12 protein-coding genes and 1 pseudogene are annotated in these 15406 nt (G+C 68.6%); 4 read left to right on the plus strand and 9 right to left on the minus strand.

Annotation, left to right across the window (positions count from 1 at the left end):
• Window positions 1-130: 130 nt before the first annotated feature.
• Both ACFYRU_RS38220 and ACFYRU_RS38225 read right to left on the minus strand, forming a co-directional pair.
• Entirely contained in the window at window positions 131-1690 is a 1560-nt protein-coding gene (locus tag ACFYRU_RS38220) for a N,N-dimethylformamidase beta subunit family domain-containing protein (protein ID WP_387668477.1), read from the minus strand.
• A 131-nt stretch (window positions 1691-1821) separates the two neighbouring features.
• Window positions 1822-3306: a lysyl oxidase family protein gene (locus tag ACFYRU_RS38225; RefSeq protein WP_387668480.1), complete on the minus strand. Its 1485-nt coding sequence runs from the start codon at window positions 3304-3306 to the stop codon at window positions 1822-1824.
• 213 nt (window positions 3307-3519) lie between these two features.
• Here ACFYRU_RS38225 and ACFYRU_RS38230 point away from each other — a divergent pair, with 213 nt between their 5' ends.
• Window positions 3520-5511, plus strand: a complete 1992-nt coding sequence (locus tag ACFYRU_RS38230) for a fibronectin type III domain-containing protein (protein ID WP_387668482.1) — start codon at window positions 3520-3522, stop codon at window positions 5509-5511.
• A gap of 51 nt (window positions 5512-5562) precedes the next feature.
• Here the strand turns inward: ACFYRU_RS38230 and ACFYRU_RS38235 are convergent, their stop codons facing one another.
• The 3 genes from ACFYRU_RS38235 to ACFYRU_RS38245 are packed head-to-tail and all read right to left on the minus strand — an operon-like array spanning window position 5563 to window position 7148.
• A complete protein-coding gene (locus ACFYRU_RS38235) occupies window positions 5563-5946 on the minus strand; it encodes a nuclear transport factor 2 family protein (protein ID WP_387668484.1) in 384 nt (127 codons plus the stop codon).
• A gap of 38 nt (window positions 5947-5984) precedes the next feature.
• Window positions 5985-6758: an SDR family NAD(P)-dependent oxidoreductase gene (locus tag ACFYRU_RS38240; protein WP_387668487.1), complete on the minus strand. Its 774-nt coding sequence runs from the start codon at window positions 6756-6758 to the stop codon at window positions 5985-5987.
• 9 nt (window positions 6759-6767) lie between these two features.
• A complete protein-coding gene (locus ACFYRU_RS38245; RefSeq protein WP_387668489.1) occupies window positions 6768-7148 on the minus strand; it encodes a winged helix-turn-helix transcriptional regulator in 381 nt (126 codons plus the stop codon).
• Window positions 7149-7240: 92 nt separating this feature from the next.
• On the opposite strand from ACFYRU_RS38245, the gene ACFYRU_RS38250 reads away from it, so the two are divergent.
• Complete coding sequence (locus ACFYRU_RS38250) at window positions 7241-8557, plus strand: nuclear transport factor 2 family protein (protein ID WP_387668491.1); 1317 nt, start codon at window positions 7241-7243, stop codon at window positions 8555-8557.
• Between the two features lie 146 nt (window positions 8558-8703).
• A pseudogene (locus ACFYRU_RS38255) lies at window positions 8704-10650 on the plus strand (bifunctional SulP family inorganic anion transporter/carbonic anhydrase); the annotation flags it as partial.
• A gap of 14 nt (window positions 10651-10664) precedes the next feature.
• Here the strand turns inward: ACFYRU_RS38255 and ACFYRU_RS38260 are convergent.
• Window positions 10665-11507: a phosphatase PAP2 family protein gene (locus ACFYRU_RS38260; RefSeq protein ID WP_387668493.1), complete on the minus strand. Its 843-nt coding sequence runs from the start codon at window positions 11505-11507 to the stop codon at window positions 10665-10667.
• A gap of 138 nt (window positions 11508-11645) precedes the next feature.
• On the opposite strand from ACFYRU_RS38260, the gene ACFYRU_RS38265 reads away from it, so the two are divergent.
• A complete protein-coding gene (locus ACFYRU_RS38265; RefSeq protein WP_387668496.1) occupies window positions 11646-12833 on the plus strand; it encodes an MFS transporter in 1188 nt (395 codons plus the stop codon).
• Here ACFYRU_RS38265 and ACFYRU_RS38270 read toward each other — a convergent pair.
• The 3 genes from ACFYRU_RS38270 to ACFYRU_RS38280 are packed head-to-tail and all read right to left on the minus strand — an operon-like array spanning window position 12803 to window position 15290.
• Window positions 12803-13684, minus strand: coding sequence for a neutral zinc metallopeptidase (locus ACFYRU_RS38270; RefSeq protein ID WP_387668498.1), 882 nt, complete (start codon window positions 13682-13684; stop codon window positions 12803-12805). The genes ACFYRU_RS38265 and ACFYRU_RS38270 overlap by 31 nt on opposite strands.
• Window positions 13681-14100: an aconitase X swivel domain-containing protein gene (locus tag ACFYRU_RS38275; protein WP_387668499.1), complete on the minus strand. Its 420-nt coding sequence runs from the start codon at window positions 14098-14100 to the stop codon at window positions 13681-13683. The genes ACFYRU_RS38270 and ACFYRU_RS38275 overlap by 4 nt, the downstream gene beginning before the upstream one ends.
• Window positions 14097-15290 (minus strand): aconitase X, encoded by a 1194-nt coding sequence (locus tag ACFYRU_RS38280; RefSeq protein ID WP_387668501.1) that lies wholly within the window; start codon window positions 15288-15290, stop codon window positions 14097-14099. Before ACFYRU_RS38280 ends, ACFYRU_RS38275 begins: the two co-directional genes overlap by 4 nt.
• Window positions 15291-15406 lie beyond the last annotated feature (116 nt).

Raw genomic sequence — 15406 nt, forward strand, 5'->3', positions numbered from 1 at the left:
GGCCGCAGGCGGTCGTGAGGTCGATGGCTGCGTGACAGACGGAGTGGTCGGGGTCGACGCTGACGGATGCGCACTGCAGCCGGTTGCCAACAGCAACAAGACCGCCAACAACTTCCGTCGCACCATAGGTTCAGGCTTTCACATGCAGGTCGACCGGCGCAGGCAGCTTCCCCACGACGCCTCCCGTACCACTCGCGGTCGACGGCGACTCGTGCAGCCTCGACAGATCGCCGTGCGCCGGGTGCGTCCGCCCCAACGGCCCCGAAGCGAGTGCGCGGAACACGTTCAACGTCACGGTCCGCGCGAACGCGACCGCGGCCGGGCCGACGCCGGCCTTCGGGTCAGGGCCGGCGAGCGCCCGCACCCACTCGATCGAACCGGTGTCGAACACCCCGGCGCCGGACGGAGCCGTGTAGTACGACGCGTCCGAGTACGTGTGATGCGTCGGCCCGCACGTCGTCGGCGAATGCGCGACCACCTGCAGGTTCGCCGGTGTCCCCGGGATCGGGTACGCCCGGTCCGCCTCGTCGCCAATGAGCCCCGGGTACGCCGTACCCGCCCGCGCGCCGGTGCCCGCGAACAAGAAGAAGCCCGGGTCCCGCACGGTGAACGCCCCGACGGCCGGGAAGCACTCGTACAGCATCCCGGTAAGGCTGTTCTCGGGATCGGCGAACGGGTTGCTCCGCCAGCGCACCGTCGTCACCGGCTGGTTCTTCACCGGATCGAGCCGCGCGTCCTTGTAGCCGATCATGATCCGCCGCGCCCCGAGCCGGCTCGGGGCGTACCGGACCCGCCAGAACACCGAGTTCGCGCCGAGGAACGCGAGGTTGGTCCCGTGGTCGCGCGCGTTGGTCACTGCGTTCCGCATCGCGAGCGTCCAGTACTCGTCGTGCCCGCCGAACACGATCCCGCGCGCCCCGGCGAGAAGTCCGGGATCGGCGTCCAGGTCCGCACTGGTTGCGTACGCCAGCCGTACGCCGCTCTGCTCCGCCTCCTGGATCACCGGCGCCGCGTAGTTCAGCAACCCGCGCGCGCCACCGTCGTCGTACGGCCGGTCGAACGTGACTTCGAGCGAACGATGTGCCGCCACCGAGCGCGGCCCGTGGTAGAGCGAGTAGCCGCCCCACGCGTTGTACGCCTCCTCGGTGTTGACCGCGTCGACGATCAGGACCGCGTCGCGGGCGGACTCCGACCTGACCACGATCGGCACGTACTTCTCCTTGCCGTTCGCAGCGCGCAACAGCAGCACGTACGCGCCCGGCAGCCAGCCCTTCGTCGGGACGGTGAGCGACGGCTTCCAGTTCGTCGTGATCATCCGGAGCGGCGTGAGCGTCGGCGGCGGCTGCGTCACACCGGGTACGACGCTCGACGTCCAGACGAGCTTGGCACCGGTTCCGTCGTACCAGTCGAGGCGGAAGGCGCGGACCGTGAAGTTGCCGTCGGACGAGGAGACGAAGAGCCGGAACGGTTCGCCGCTGGTGACGCTGACGTGGTCCGTGTAACCGGCCAGGTCGGCCGGGCCGGCCATCCGGCTGTCGGTGATCACCCAGGCCGCGGTACGGGATCCGGCGGTCACGGCATGCGAGACGGAGCCGCCGAGCGCGGCCGCCGGATGCTTCGGGCTGCCCTGACATCCGGTCAACAAGACGATTGCCAACAATCCGACGACACCGACGAAACCTCGGCGCATGGGCCCTCCCTCAGGTCGTTCCGACGATAGGTAAGGCCTGCTTGGAACAAGCTGAGAAGAGGCTCGCGCCCCCGGCTGGATCGTTGGCCGGGGGCGCGAGCTTGCCGGCAGGCGGGCCGGCGGTGGCGGCATCAGGGGATGTTGATGACGCCGACCGGGGGCACCTTGACGGTGCGGTGGTGCAACGTGCCACCGAGGATCACCTTGCGCAGCGCGACGTTGTTGGTCGTGCTGGACTCGTACAGCCGGTGCTCCGGGTTCGCGGTGACCTGGACGTAGTACGTGCCGTTGGCCAGGTTGGTGATGTCGAACGACTGGCCGGGCAGCGTCTGTACGTACGTGTCGCCGGAGCCGACGTCGAGAACCTCACGCACCGAGAGCGAGCCGTGGTCGCCGCACGCGGTGTGCAGGTCGGTGTTGTCCGGGTGCCAGTTCGCGTTCTTCACCGTGTAGTCGATCGAGTCGGTCGCGGCCAGGCAGAACGCCTCCTTCTGGCTGCGGACGACCTCGCTCTGCTTCGCGTTCAGCAGGCTGTAGCGGGCGAAGTCGGTGAAGTGCCAGTGGTTGTGGCCGGGCCGGCCGTCCCATTCCAGCGTGCCGGTGTTGTGGTACCCGACCTGCTTGCCGTGCGCGTCGTAGAAGTACTGGTACGCGTCCATCAGGTCCTTGCCCTGGCGACGGAAACCGTCCAGCACCAGCGGCGACGGGCCGGCGTTCCACACGGTCGCCGAGAACTGCAGGAAGTCCTTGTTCGCGTCCGGCGTCCCCGCGTCGCCCGGCGCGACCTCGATTCCCCACGCGGGCACCGGCCGGAGGTCCGGCTTCGGACCCTTCGGCACGCTTGCCTTACCGGTCGGACGGGCCGCGTTCGGCTTCAGGACAGCGGACTTCGCTGCCAGGCTCTTGCCCACGCCACACCCACGCAGACAGTCCGGCGCCTTCTCGACGGTGAGGTTCAGCTTGACCGACGCCTCCTTCGCGGGAATCCTGAAGAAGTCGCGGTACGCCTTGTTCACCGTGACCGTCGCCTTGTACTTGCCGTTGGCAAGCTTCACCGGAGCCTCGTTGTAGTCGTACGTCCGCGCCGACCAGCCGGTCTGCAGGCCCCAGACCGCGCCCTGCGTGAACGGGTTCGCCGAACAGCCGTCCGGGTACGGCGAGGTGGCCGGCGCGTCCGGCCGGGTCCGCGAGCCTTCGCCGTTCAGGCAGATCGTCTGATCCCGGTCGAGCACCTTCTTGCCTGCAGCGTCGGTGATCGTGACGTGCAGGAACTTCCCCAGCCCACCGAAGTTCGTGACGAGTCCCTTCGGCAGTTGCCGGGTCGCCTTGCCGTTCACGTACTGCGTCGCGACCACCGGCGACGCGTACGTCGCCCGGGTCGCGCGAACCTCGACCGGACCGTTGCCGGCCACCAGGTGCGTACCGAGATCCAGGTCGACGCCGTAGTCGGGCTGGTTGTCGAGCGTGACGTCGATGCTGCCGGCAACCAACTTCAGCGGCGGGCGGGCCGGCGTCGCCGAACTCGAGGCCGCCGAGGCGCCGGCGGCTGCGATTGCGACCAGTCCGGCCGCCCCGGCCGCGGCGACAGCCGCCCGGCCGAGCTTTCGTGTCCTCACGTGGAACCCCCTCGTGCATCCGGCCGGCGTCCTCACGAGGCCGGCCACTGCTCGTAGGACGCCCAGGCACCGGCACGAGGTTGATCAAGGTTCCATGGCAGTCCTGTCACAGGAAGTCACTTGAAAGTCGCAGAGGCTTGATACTTGACTGCGTAAATTAAGCCGACCTAGGCTCGGCCAGGTCCGCTCACTCCTCCCCCGGAGGACGTTTTCATGTTCTTCAGACGTACTACGACCGTCCTGGCTGCTGTCGCTCTGGTGTCGACGGCAGCCGCCACCGCCGATGCGACCCAAGAGCAGCAGCCCACCCACCCGCAGCTCGCCGCCAAGCCCTACATGGGCTGGAGCAGTTGGAGTCTGCAGTCCACCAACTACCCGGGCGTGAACCCCGACGGCCCCGGCAGCTTCATCAGCGAGAAGAACATCCTCACCCAGGCTCAGGCGCTGGCGACCAAGCTGAAGCCGTACGGCTACGAGTACGTGAACGTCGACGCCGGGTGGCAGGACGGCGGTGACGAGTACGGCCGCCCGGTCGCGATGGCCAAGCGCTTCCCGCGCGGGATGAAGGCCGTCGGCGACGACATCCACAAGCTCGGGCTGAAGTTCGGGATCTACACCACGGTCGGCCTCGGTACGGACGTGTACCGCGACGGCAACACGCCGATCTACGACGCGCCCGGGTGCTTCACGCGCGACATCGTCTACCCGGACCTGCGCAAGACGAACGGCTGGGACGCGGCGTACAAGATCGACTACGCGAGCCCGTGCGCGCAGAAGTACGCCGACTCGATCGTGAACCTGTTCGCGTCCTGGGGCGTGGACTTCATCAAGATGGACGGCGTCGGCCCCGGCTCCTGGAAGGGCTCGCCGGACGACCCGAACCACAACAACACCGCCGACGTCGAGGCGTGGTGGCGCGCGGTCCAGAACGCCGGCCGGCCGATGCAGTACACGCTGTCCTGGTCGCTCAGCCACCGCTACGCCGGTGTCTGGAAGCAGAACTCGAACGGCTGGCGGATCGACACCGACGTCGAGTGCTACTGCGACACGATCGTGAAGTGGGACAGCTCGGTGAAGCAGCGCTGGTGGGACGTCGCGCAGTGGGTCGACGACGCCGGGCCGGGACACTGGAACAACCTCGACGCGCTGGACGTCGGCGTCGGCGCGATGGACGGCCTGACCGACGCGGAACGCCAGTCGTACATGACGTTCTGGGCGATCAACGCCGCGCCGCTGTTCTCCGGCGACGACCTGACCAAGCTGGACGCGTACGGCCTGAAGCTGCTGACGAACCGCGAGGTGATCGCGATCGACCAGTCCGGCAACCCCGCGCGCCCGCTGAACCAGGACCAGCTGCAGCAGGTCTGGTACGCGCAGAACGCCGACGGCAGTACGACGGTCGCCCTGTTCAACCTGGCCGACTCCCCCGCGACCGTGACGGGCGACTTCGCCCAGCTCGGCATCGACGGCAAGGCCACCGTCCGCGACATCTGGGCGAACCAGAACCACCCGAACGTGTCCGGTTCCGTCAGTGCCCAGCTGCCCGCGCACGGGTCGAAGCTCTACAAGATCTGGCCGAACGGCGGACGTGTTCCCGCCGACCTGACCGCTACCGACGTCAGCAGTACGACCGTGTCCCTCACCTGGCGGCCGAGCGCCGGCGCGTCGTCGTACAAGGTGTTTGCCAATGGCAAGCAGGTCGCGGTCAGCTCGAGCACGAACGCCGTCGTCAGCGGACTCTCGCCGCAGACGCAGTACACGTTCACCGTGAAAGGTGACAATTCACGGGCCAGCGCGCCGGTGACGATGCTGACGTCGCCCGGCCCCGTGCGGTACGAGGCGGAGGCGCCGACCAGCACGCTGACCGGATCGGCGAGCGTCAACGGGTGCAGCCAGTGCTCGGGCGGCTCGAAGGTCGGCAACATCGGGTACTCGTCCACGGTCACGCTGAACGGGATCACGGTGCCGAAGACCGGTACGTACCTGGTGAAGATCGCCTACACCGACGGCGACACGAGCCGGCAGAGCATGCTCACCGTCAACGGCACGGACGACTACTGGGTGAACTACAGCGGCCTCGGCGACAACGACTGGGGTACGCCGCAGACCACGTATCTCCCGGTCGAGCTCACCGCGGGCAGCAACTCCCTGAAGATCAGCAACCCGAACGGCTACATCGCCGACATCGACTGGATCACCGTCTAGCCCACGGAACCCGCGGGGCCGGCACCACCAGGGCCGGCCCCGCGTTCTCCGTCAGCGCGGTTCGACGGTGTAGTGGATCGTCTGCGCGACGATCAGGCCGTCCTCGATCAGGTACGAGTCGGCGCCGTCGCGGACCTGCACCTTCGAGTCCTGGTACGTCCATTCCAGGAATCCCATCCGGCCGTCGGTGACGACGTAGGTGTACTCGAAGGCCCCGTGCTCCGGCAGTTCGTCGGCCAGCATCAGCGCGAGCTCCCGCACCCCGTCGTGTCCGCGGAACGTCCCGCGGTTGATCAGGATCACGATGTCCTCGGACACGTTGCGCCGAATGTCCTCGGCCAGCACGTCCTCGAGCGACGTACCGGTCCACTCGTTCGCGATGTTCAAATGGTCGTCCAGCACCTCACGTGCCGAGCGCCGACTCAGATCCGCCATGTCCCTCATGCTGCGCCGTGACGGACCCGAGGGCCAGCTCAGATCGCCGCGGTCGACGCGCCGTCCATGGTGATGATCGAGGCGGTGACATAGCCGGCGCGGGGAGAGGCGAGGAAGACTGCGACGTCGGCGACCTCCTCGGGTTCGCCGACGCGGCCCATCGGGATGTCCTGGACCAGCTCCGCGAGCAGTTCGTCCTTCGGCTTGCCGGTCGCGCGGACGGCGGCCTCGAGGCCTTCGTCCACCCGGCCGGTCCGCGTCGTCCCGGGGTTGATCACGTTCACCCGGACGCCGCGCCCCGCGTACGCCTTCGCGTACCCGACCGACGCGAGCATCAGCGCCGCGTTCGCCGCCCCACCACCGATGTGCAGCGGGTTGGCCGCCCGGCCGCCCTGACCGACGACCTTCACCACGGCACCGCTGCCACGCTCCGCCATGCCGCGGATGACCGCCTCGGTCGCGTGCATGTACGTGAAGTACTTCGCGTCCATCGTCGCGTGCAGCGCCGCACTGTCCAGCTCGTCCACCGGAGTCCGCCGGGCCGCGCCCGCACAGTTGATCAGGATGTCCGGTACGCCGATCCGCTCGAACGCGGCCCGGGTCGCCTCCGGATCGGTCAGGTCGACCGCCGCCACCTCGAAGCTCAACCCCTTGGCGGCAAGCTCCTCCTGCGCCTTCGCGAGGTTGCCCGCGTCCCGCGAGATCCCGACGACCGTCGCGCCTTCCCGCGCCAGCGCCTCGACACAGGCGAGCCCGATCCCCTTGCTCGCCCCGGTGACCACCGCGGTCTTCCCGGCCAGTTCCAGCTCCACGTGACTCCTTCAGGTAGTGGCGTCGTACTCGTCGCGGGCCTGCGCGATCTCGTCCATGTGGTCGTACGCCCACGTCCGCAGGGTCCCGACCGCCACCGCCAGGCTCAGCCCGAGCGGCGTCAGCGTATACGTGACAGTGACCGGCACCGTCGGTACGACCGTACGGCGGACGACACCGTCCCGTTCGAGCTGCCGCAGCGTCTGGGTGAGCATCTTCTGCGTGATGCCCTCGACGATCAGCTTGAGCTGACCGGAGCGCAGCTCGCCGTGCTTCTCCAGCGTGCTGATGACGAGCATCGTCCAGGTGTCACCGATCCGCCCGAGCACCTGACGTGTCGGGCAGGCGCCTTTGGTGGCGTCCCATCTGCTGCTGACCTGGTCGGTATCCATTTGGTGCCTATAGCAGTAATTAGTGCTGTCTTCCGGCCGCGACGAGGGATTCGTAGCGTCCTCGGTGAGTCTACGCACGAAAGGCAACCGCAATGAGAGCATTCCTGCCCACCGGACCGAACGCGATCGAACTCACCGAGCTCGACGACGTACGGCAAGGTCCGGGCGAGGTCCTGATCGAGGTCGCGGCCTACTCGCTGAACCGCGGCGAGACGTTCCAGGTCGAGAACCCGCCGGCCGGCTGGCGTCCCGGCAAGGACATCGCCGGCCGGGTCATGGCGACCGTCGACGGCGGCCCGGCGATCGGGTCGCGCGTCGTGGCGCACGTACCGCACTCGGGCTGGGCCGAGTACGTCAGCGCTCCACGCTCGCAGGTCGCCGTACTCCCGGACGAGGTCTCGTACCAGCAGGCCGCCGCCCTTCCGCTCGCCGGTCTGACCGCGCTCCGCCTGCTCCGGCGGGCGGGTGCCGTGATCGGCCGGCGCATCCTGCTGACCGGAGCCTCCGGCGGAGTCGGCCACTACTTCACCGAACTCGCAGCCGCCGCCGGGGCATCGCTGACCGCGGTGGTGTCCTCCCCCGCCCGCGGCGAGCGCCTCCGCGAACTCGGCGCCGACGAGATCGTGTACGACGTCGCGGACGCGGCCGGGCCGTACGACCTCGTACTGGAATCCGTCGGCGGCGACAGCCTCCCGGTCGCGCTGTCGAAGGTGCGGCCCGGCGGGCAGCTGATCTGGTTCGGCCAGGCGAGCCGGAAGCCGGTCGAGCTCGACTTCTTCAGCCTGTTCGGCGGCCCCGAGAACGCCCGCCTGGAGCACTTCCACTACACCGACGGCGACGACGCGGCCGATCTCGCGACGCTCGTACGCCTGGTCGCGTCCGGCCGGCTGCACCCGGAGCTCGGGCGGATCGAGGACTGGACCCGGACGCCGGACGTCATCGGCGACCTCCGGAACCGCCGCATCCGCGGCAACGCCGTACTCACCCTGATCGAAGAGGAGCACACCCCCATGGACCCCAGGACCGTCGTCACCCGGTACGTCGAAGCTGTCGCGGCCGGCGATCTACCGACGATCCGGGCCAGCTTCGCGCCCGACGTCGTGTGGACGTACCCGGGAGACCTGCCGTTGTCCGGAGACTGGAAGGGCCGCGACACCGTCGTCGACGAGTTCCTCGGGAAGGTCGCGGGGCAACTGTTCGCGCCGGACACTCCCGTCACGATCAAGCTGACGAACGTGATCGCCGACGGCGAGCAGGTGTTCGCCGAGTGGACCGCCGAGGCGACGGCGAGGTCCGGCGCCGCCTACCGGAACCGCTGTGGCGGCGTGTTCACCGTGCGGGACGGAGCGATCGTTTCGGTCCGCGAGTTCCTCGACACCGACCATGCGCGCACTGTGCTGTTCGGGTAGGTGCCCTGAGCAATCGTCATCTTCTTCGGAACCGTTGTTCTGGGCTTGATTCGGTCAGTACAGTAGGTGACCAGATCGACACTCTTAGTCTCGACGCCTGATGCCCACGTAGTTGCACTGAGCACCCGACGCCGGAGGAATCCCTCGTGCCGACCACATCCCACTCACCTCCCAGTACCGGCAAACGCCTGCCCTGGAAGGACTTCCTGCACCACGATCTACCAGCTTCACTTGTCGTCTTCCTGATCGCAGTACCGCTCTCCCTCGGGATCGCCGCCGCGTCCGGCGCCCCGCTGATCGCCGGCCTGGTGGCCGCGGTGGTCGGCGGCGTGGTGGCCGGCGCGCTCGGCGGGTCCCCGCTCCAGGTCAGCGGCCCGGCCGCCGGCCTGACCGTGGTCGTCGCCGGCCTGGTCAACCAGTTCGGCTGGGCCGCGACCGCCGCCATCACGTGCGCGGCCGGCCTCCTGCAGATCCTGCTCGGTGTCACCCGGATCGGCCGGCTGGCGCTGTCCCTCTCCCCCGCGGTCGTGCACGGCATGCTCGCCGGGATCGGTGTCACGATCGCCGTCCAGCAGTTGCATGTCGTGCTCGGCGGCAAGGCGCAGAGTTCGCTGATCGCCAACGTGACCGCGCTTCCCGCGCAATTCATCGCGCACCACGGCCACTCGGTCGCGGTCGGCGTACTGACGGTCCTCGTCGTGCTCGCCTGGCCGAAAGTGCCCAAATTAAAGGTGATTCCGGCACCCCTCGTCGCCGTGGTCGCAGTCACCGCACTAGCCGCGTTCGCCATGCCGGACGTCACCCGGGTCGACCTGCCGGACAACCCGTTGCAGAGTCTGATCCTCCCGGCGATGCCCAATGGCACGCCGCTCGAGATCGGCACCGCCGTGCTGACTGTTGCCCTCGTCGCGAGCGTGGAGTCGTTGCTGTCAGCCGTTGCCGTCGACAAGCTTCATCGCGGGACCCGGAGCAATCTCGATCGCGAGCTGATCGGCCAAGGCGCGGCGAACGCGGTCTCCGGTGCGCTCGGCGGCATGCCAGTCACCGGCGTGATCGTGCGGTCGTCCACCAACGTCGCCGCCGGTGCGCGAACCCGTGCGTCCGCGATCATGCACGGGCTGTGGATCGCCGCATTCGTCCTTGCGGCCGGGGCGATGCTCGAACTCATCCCGATGGCCGCGCTGGCCGGCGTACTGCTCGTCACCGGTTTGCGGCTCGTACAGCTCGCCCACATCCGTACGCTCAAACGGCACGACGAGTTGCTCGTGTACGTCGTGACCGCGGTCGGCGTCGGTGTACTCGGACTCGCCGAAGGAGTCCTGCTCGGACTGGTCCTCGCGCTCGTCCGGGTGCTGTACAGGCTGGCGCGGGCGACCGTGACCGCGACCGAAGCGGACGGCCTGTGGACGGTGCGGATCCGTGGTGCGCTGGTGTTTCTCGGGGTCGCGTCGCTGGTGCGGACGTTGCGTGCAATCCCTGTCGGAGCAGCGGTTCGGGTGGAGTTGACCGTGGATCATCTCGACCACGCCGCGTACGAGGCGATCGAGGACTGGCGGCGCGGGCACATCGCGCGCGGCGGGTCGGTCGAGGTCCATCGCGGCGGTGTCGCGGAACAGCTCGACGACGTACCGCTGAAGGCGCTGCTCGCGAAGCTGGCCGCCGAAGGGCAGCAGCCGGCGCACCTGTTCATCACCTGCGCGGACTCCCGGATCGTGCCGACGATGATCACCACGAGCGGTCCCGGCGACCAGTTCTGCGTACGGAACATCGGGAATCTCGTACCGCCGAAGGGATCCAACAGCAGTTCGGTCGACGCCGCGATCGAGTACGCCGTCGATGTCCTCGGCGTGCAGTCGATCGTCGTGTGCGGACATTCCTCGTGCGGTGCGGCAGCTGCCGCGCTCGCGGCCGACGTACCCGAAGGATCGGGGCTGGAGAGCTGGCTGCGGCACCTGGAGCCGTCGATCCGCAGAGCCGTGGCGTTCCCGGACATCTTCGACCCGGCGACGGGAGTGCAGTTGTCGGCCGCGGACAAGTTGTCCGTCGCGAACGTCGCCGTCCAGCTGGAGAACCTGCGCACGTTCCCGTCGGTCCGCCGGGCCGAGGCTCAGGGACGGCTCGAGCTGATCGGCTTGTGGTTCGACATCGGCGCCGCGACCGCGCGGTCGGTGGTGGATCGCGCGCCGTTCCTCGAGCGCTGCGACGAGGAACTGTTGAAGATCAAGAGCAACGGTATGGCGAGCACGATGGCGACCAGACCGTCCAGCCAGTAGTGGTTCGCCGTCACCACGACGACCGTGAACGTGAGCAGCGGGTGTGCGATCCACAGCCAGCGCCAGCGTGAACGGGTCGCGCGGATCATGAACACCGCGACCAGCAACGCCCAGCCGACGTGCAGACTCGGCATTGCTGCGAACTGGTTCGCGATCCCGGAGTGCGCGCTCGGTCCGTACACCGACTGACCGAGCAGCACGCCCGTGTCCACCCAGCCCGGCATCATCCGCGGCGGGGCGAGTGGGAAGAACATGTGCCCGATCAGCGCCAGCCCGGTCAGCGAGGCGAACGCCCAGCGCGCGTTCGCGTACTGGGCCGGGCGGCGCACCATCAGCCAGAGGAGCACGACCGCAGTGAGCGGGAAGTGCACGCCGGCGTAGAACAGGTTCGCGCCCCGGGCGAGGCCGTCGATCTGCAGCGCGTGCTGCTGCAGGGTCGCCTCGCTCGGGAGCCCGAGCCAGGCCTCCCAGCGGATCAGCTCGTGCGCATGCCGGAACGCCGAGCCGGAGTGCTCCGCGGACAGGAACCGGCCGAGGTTGTAGACGCCGAACAGAGCCGCGAGCAGCGCGATCTCCCGTGCGATCCGCCAGAGCCCTTGGCGCCGGCCCAGCCCTGCCAATTCCGGCAGTTCCGGCAGTTCCGGTTGCCCCACCCGTTCCAGCGTCGCCTGTGCCATCCCGCCCCCAGCTCAAACCGAACGTTCGTTCTTTCCAAATTATCGCTGTTTGCTGATAGTTGCGAAGAATATGAATCTCCTCACAGCACCTTGAAAATCCGCTGGCCGCGGGTACGGCTCCGCCGGGAGGATCGGCGTATGCAGCAGGTCTTCATCCGCTGGACATGGCTGCGGGCCGTACTGCACAACGGCTGGTGGCTGGTCACCAGCGTCTATCTCGTCGTCGACGCCGGGCTGTCCCCCGCGGAGCTCGTGCTGATCGGGTCCGTGCAGGGTGTCTTCTCGCTGGTCTTCGAAGTACCGGCCGGGGTCGTCGCGGATACCGTCAGCCGCAAGTGGTCGCTGGTGATCTCGCAGGTGCTGATGGGTACGGCGATGCTCGCGACAGGGCTGGTCACCGCGTTCCCGGCGCTGCTCGCGACGCAGGTGCTGTGGGGCGTCTCGTGGACGTTCGCCAGCGGCTCGGACGTCGCACTGATCACCGACGAACTCGACGACCCCGCGCGGATCAACCTCGTCCTCACCCGCGCCGCCCGCGCCCAGCTGACCGGCGCCGCGACCGGTCTGGTGCTGCTCGGCCTGCTCGCCTGGACGACCCGCCGGGACGTCACGATCGTGATCGCCGGCGTCGCGATGATGTCGCTCGCGATCTACATCGCTGTCCGCTTCACCGAACACAACTTCGTCCCGACCCGGACCGCGCGCTGGTCGGCGTCCTGGACCACGTTCCGCCGCGGGATCACGCTGGTCCGGCGGAGCCGCGCGATCGTGCTGATCTTCGCCGCGACCTTCCTCGTCAACGGCGCGTCCGACGCGGCCGGTCGGCTGGCCCAGAAGCGGCTTCTCGACCTGGGGTTACCGACCGCACCGGACCCGATCCTCTGGTTCACCGGACTCGGCGTGATCGGTCTGGTCATCGGTGCTGTCGTACTGCGGCTCGCCACCCGACGGATCAACGGCTCGCACGCGGCGACGGACTACGCGCTGGCGGCGGTGGTCGGCGTACTGAGCATGCTGCTGCTCGCCTTCGCGCGCGATCCAGTGGCCGGCGCCGTCGCCGTCGTACTGCTGAACGGGATCGTCACGCCGCTCACGCGCGTGATCAGCACGATCTGGGTCAACACACGGACGACCGCGGACGTACGCGCGACCACGCACTCGTTCCTCGCCCAGCTCGAGTACCTGGGCGAGATCGCCTGCGGCCTGACGATCTCCGCGATCGCCGCGTTGAGCACGCTCCCACTCGCACTGGTCGCCTGCGCGGTCCTGTTCGCGGCAACCGCCCTACTGATGCGTCAGGCGACGACGGACGACGCAGCCGTGTAGGTGTTGCACGCCGCGGGGCTCGCCGCGGTGAATCCAGCCCCGGTCCAGTGGCCGTGGTTGACGCCACTGCCGTGGTCGTGATCGTCGTCCTGGGTGTCCAGGCGGACCAGGTCCCAGGTACGCAACCAGTCCGCGGTCACCGGGAACTTGTTGCGGTCGGCACCGATGTAGACGGCGCTGAAGCAGGACGCCTGCAGTTCCATCCGCCGGTTGTCCTCGAGATGCGCCTCGACGCCGTTGAGCGACTTTTCACGTTGCAGGTACGCGGTCAGGACCCCGATCAGAGCCTGCACGTGGTGTCCGTACTCGTGGCCGATCGCCAGCGCCATCCAGGCCCGCGCCTCGTCGGGATCGGTCTTCGCGTAGTCGATGTGCGTTGCGGCGTCCATGTAGATCGTGTCGCCGCAGTAGTAGTCGCGGCCGTCGTCGACGTTGCACGGCGAGGACGGTGACTCGCCCAGTACGACCACCAGCTTCGGCGGGCTGAACGTGAAGCCGGCCTTGCGGATCACCGGCGCCCAGACCTTGTTCAGGCAGGCGACGTACTCGGTGAAGTACGCGCGTACGTCGGAGAGCGAGGTCGCCTGGTAGGAGGGTTGCCGGCAGTCCGACGACGGGAGTAGCCCGACCCGGTAGATCGGGTTCGCGGTGAGCGCCTTCGGCAACGGTGGCGCCGAGACCGGTGCGGTCGGTGTGTCCCCGGCGACCGGAGTGTCCGAAGTGGTCGACACACCGGCCCGGGCCCGAGCCACCTCCGACGCGGCTGCCTTGTCGGCGTCGGAGACGGAGCTCTTCTGTCCACAGCCGGCGAGCAAGGTCACGGCGGCACAGAGTGCGATCAGGCGCTTCACGCGTCGAATGTAGACCAGCGGATCGTCGACACCTCGCGATTGGCAGCAACCTGCAGGAAGGCGTCGTCCGGGATGGTGTCGTACGGTGCGACCACGACCGGGAGGAACAGGTTGTAGAGCTCGGCGGCGACGAGGGCGCCGAGCGGGATGATCGGGTCGGGGCGGGCCAGGACGATCGCGGCCGGGGCGGTGCGGGCGCGGATCTGCTCGGCGAGAACGCTGGACGCGGAGCTCGAACCGCGGCCGGACTCCATCAGCAGGATCCGGCCGGTGAGGATCGCACCGCACTGCGGATGATGCGCGTCGACGATCCGGCCGCTGGCGTCCGTACCGCCCCAGAACGACAGCGGTGCGGTGAGGCGGATCGGCACGCCGCTCGCCGCACCGGGATGCAGCGTCCGGCCGTGGACAATCATCCGTCGAGCACCACCTGACCGGCGCGGGCGGAGGCGACGCACTCGGCTGATGATCCCAGTACCGTCTCGACGTTGATGTTGCCTGGGGCATAGTGCGCCCACTTGCCCGAGTTCGTCATCACGCGTTTCCAGGTCGGCTGAAGGATCGCGGTCACATACGTACAGGTGTCGACGACCACCGTCACGCCCGCGTTCTCCAGCACGGCGAGCGTGTCGCCGAGCCGGTCGCGCGTCGCGCGCGAGGTCGAGAGGTAGAACGGGAGCTTCAACGGCGGTCCGTCGAGGAGCTCGGCAAGACGGACGCATTCGTCGTACGACGCGTGCGGCGTACCGATGCTGATCGCGTCGAGGTCCGAGCCGGGCACCGAGAGTTCCCTCCTGACGTGTTGCAGATCGTCGACAACGTGCACCGGCAGACCGGCGAGGTCAGTCGGCGCTTCGGGGGTCACGCCAACGACGTGGAACAGCGCGACGCCCCCGGCCGACGCCGCCGCGGCGCCGAACGCCTTGAGCGAATCCTCGGTCACGTCCGCGGGAATCCCCACCAGGACAGGGATCCCGCCGCCGACCATGGAGCCGATGTGGTGACCGAGCAACGGATACGTGAGCTCGGTGAACTCGCCGAGCGCGCGGCAGTCGAACACCGCGGTCCCGCGCCGCGCCTCCGGCGTCTGCAGGCCGGCGTACGGGACCCGTCCGGTGATCGCCGCGCAGATGTCGAGGAAGTCGCCGTACCGATCGGTGCGGGCGCCGAGCACCGAGTTCGCGAAGACGATCGCGTTCGACTCCGCCCAGGCGAGGTGCTCACCCAACCCGGGCCGGTTCGGCAGCTGGTAGGGCGCACAGGTGAACGTCGGCGCACATCCGAGGCCGACGTACGCGTCCATCAACTCCCGCCCGGCCGCCGCGAGCGTGCGGTCGCGGACCAATGACGGATGGACGAGGTCGGTCGAGCCGACATTCAGCGTCGTCGGCACCCGGACCTTCGCCCGCAGCTCGGCCAGCCGGCGCACGAAGTCGAGACTGACCTGCCCGTGGTACAGACACGAGTCGACGTGCGCCGACGTGACTTCAACCAGCCGCGGCGCCCCCAGTACCCGCGCCTGCCCGGCAACCACCCGCATCGCCAGCGCGACACCCGCACCCTGCCCGCCGCCGAGCATGTCCGCTTCCTCGGCACTGAGCTGCATGCTTCGAAGGTAGCGGACGCCCAGCACTCACAGTGAGGATGATGGGTGTGGTCCCCCGCAGTGGTCGTCCTGACTCAAGCACTCACTGACTTCGGGTCTTGAATTGGATATGTCGG

Origin of the sequence: Kribbella sp. NPDC004536 (assembly GCF_042873835.1) — a bacterium.
In the GTDB taxonomy this organism is placed as follows: domain Bacteria; phylum Actinomycetota; class Actinomycetes; order Propionibacteriales; family Kribbellaceae; genus Kribbella.

Coding starts and splice junctions, on each gene's coding strand:
- ACFYRU_RS38220 (WP_387668477.1), bottom strand. CDS start 1,690: ATGCGCCGAGGTTTCGTCGGTGTCGTCGGATTGTTGGCAATCGTCTTG.
- ACFYRU_RS38230 (WP_387668482.1), top strand. CDS start 3,520: ATGTTCTTCAGACGTACTACGACCGTCCTGGCTGCTGTCGCTCTGGTG.
- ACFYRU_RS38235 (WP_387668484.1), bottom strand. CDS start 5,946: ATGGCGGATCTGAGTCGGCGCTCGGCACGTGAGGTGCTGGACGACCAT.
- ACFYRU_RS38245 (WP_387668489.1), bottom strand. CDS start 7,148: ATGGATACCGACCAGGTCAGCAGCAGATGGGACGCCACCAAAGGCGCC.
- ACFYRU_RS38250 (WP_387668491.1), top strand. CDS start 7,241: ATGAGAGCATTCCTGCCCACCGGACCGAACGCGATCGAACTCACCGAG.
- ACFYRU_RS38260 (WP_387668493.1), bottom strand. CDS start 11,507: ATGGCACAGGCGACGCTGGAACGGGTGGGGCAACCGGAACTGCCGGAA.
- ACFYRU_RS38265 (WP_387668496.1), top strand. CDS start 11,646: ATGCAGCAGGTCTTCATCCGCTGGACATGGCTGCGGGCCGTACTGCAC.
- ACFYRU_RS38275 (WP_387668499.1), bottom strand. CDS start 14,100: ATGATTGTCCACGGCCGGACGCTGCATCCCGGTGCGGCGAGCGGCGTG.
- ACFYRU_RS38280 (WP_387668501.1), bottom strand. CDS start 15,290: ATGCAGCTCAGTGCCGAGGAAGCGGACATGCTCGGCGGCGGGCAGGGT.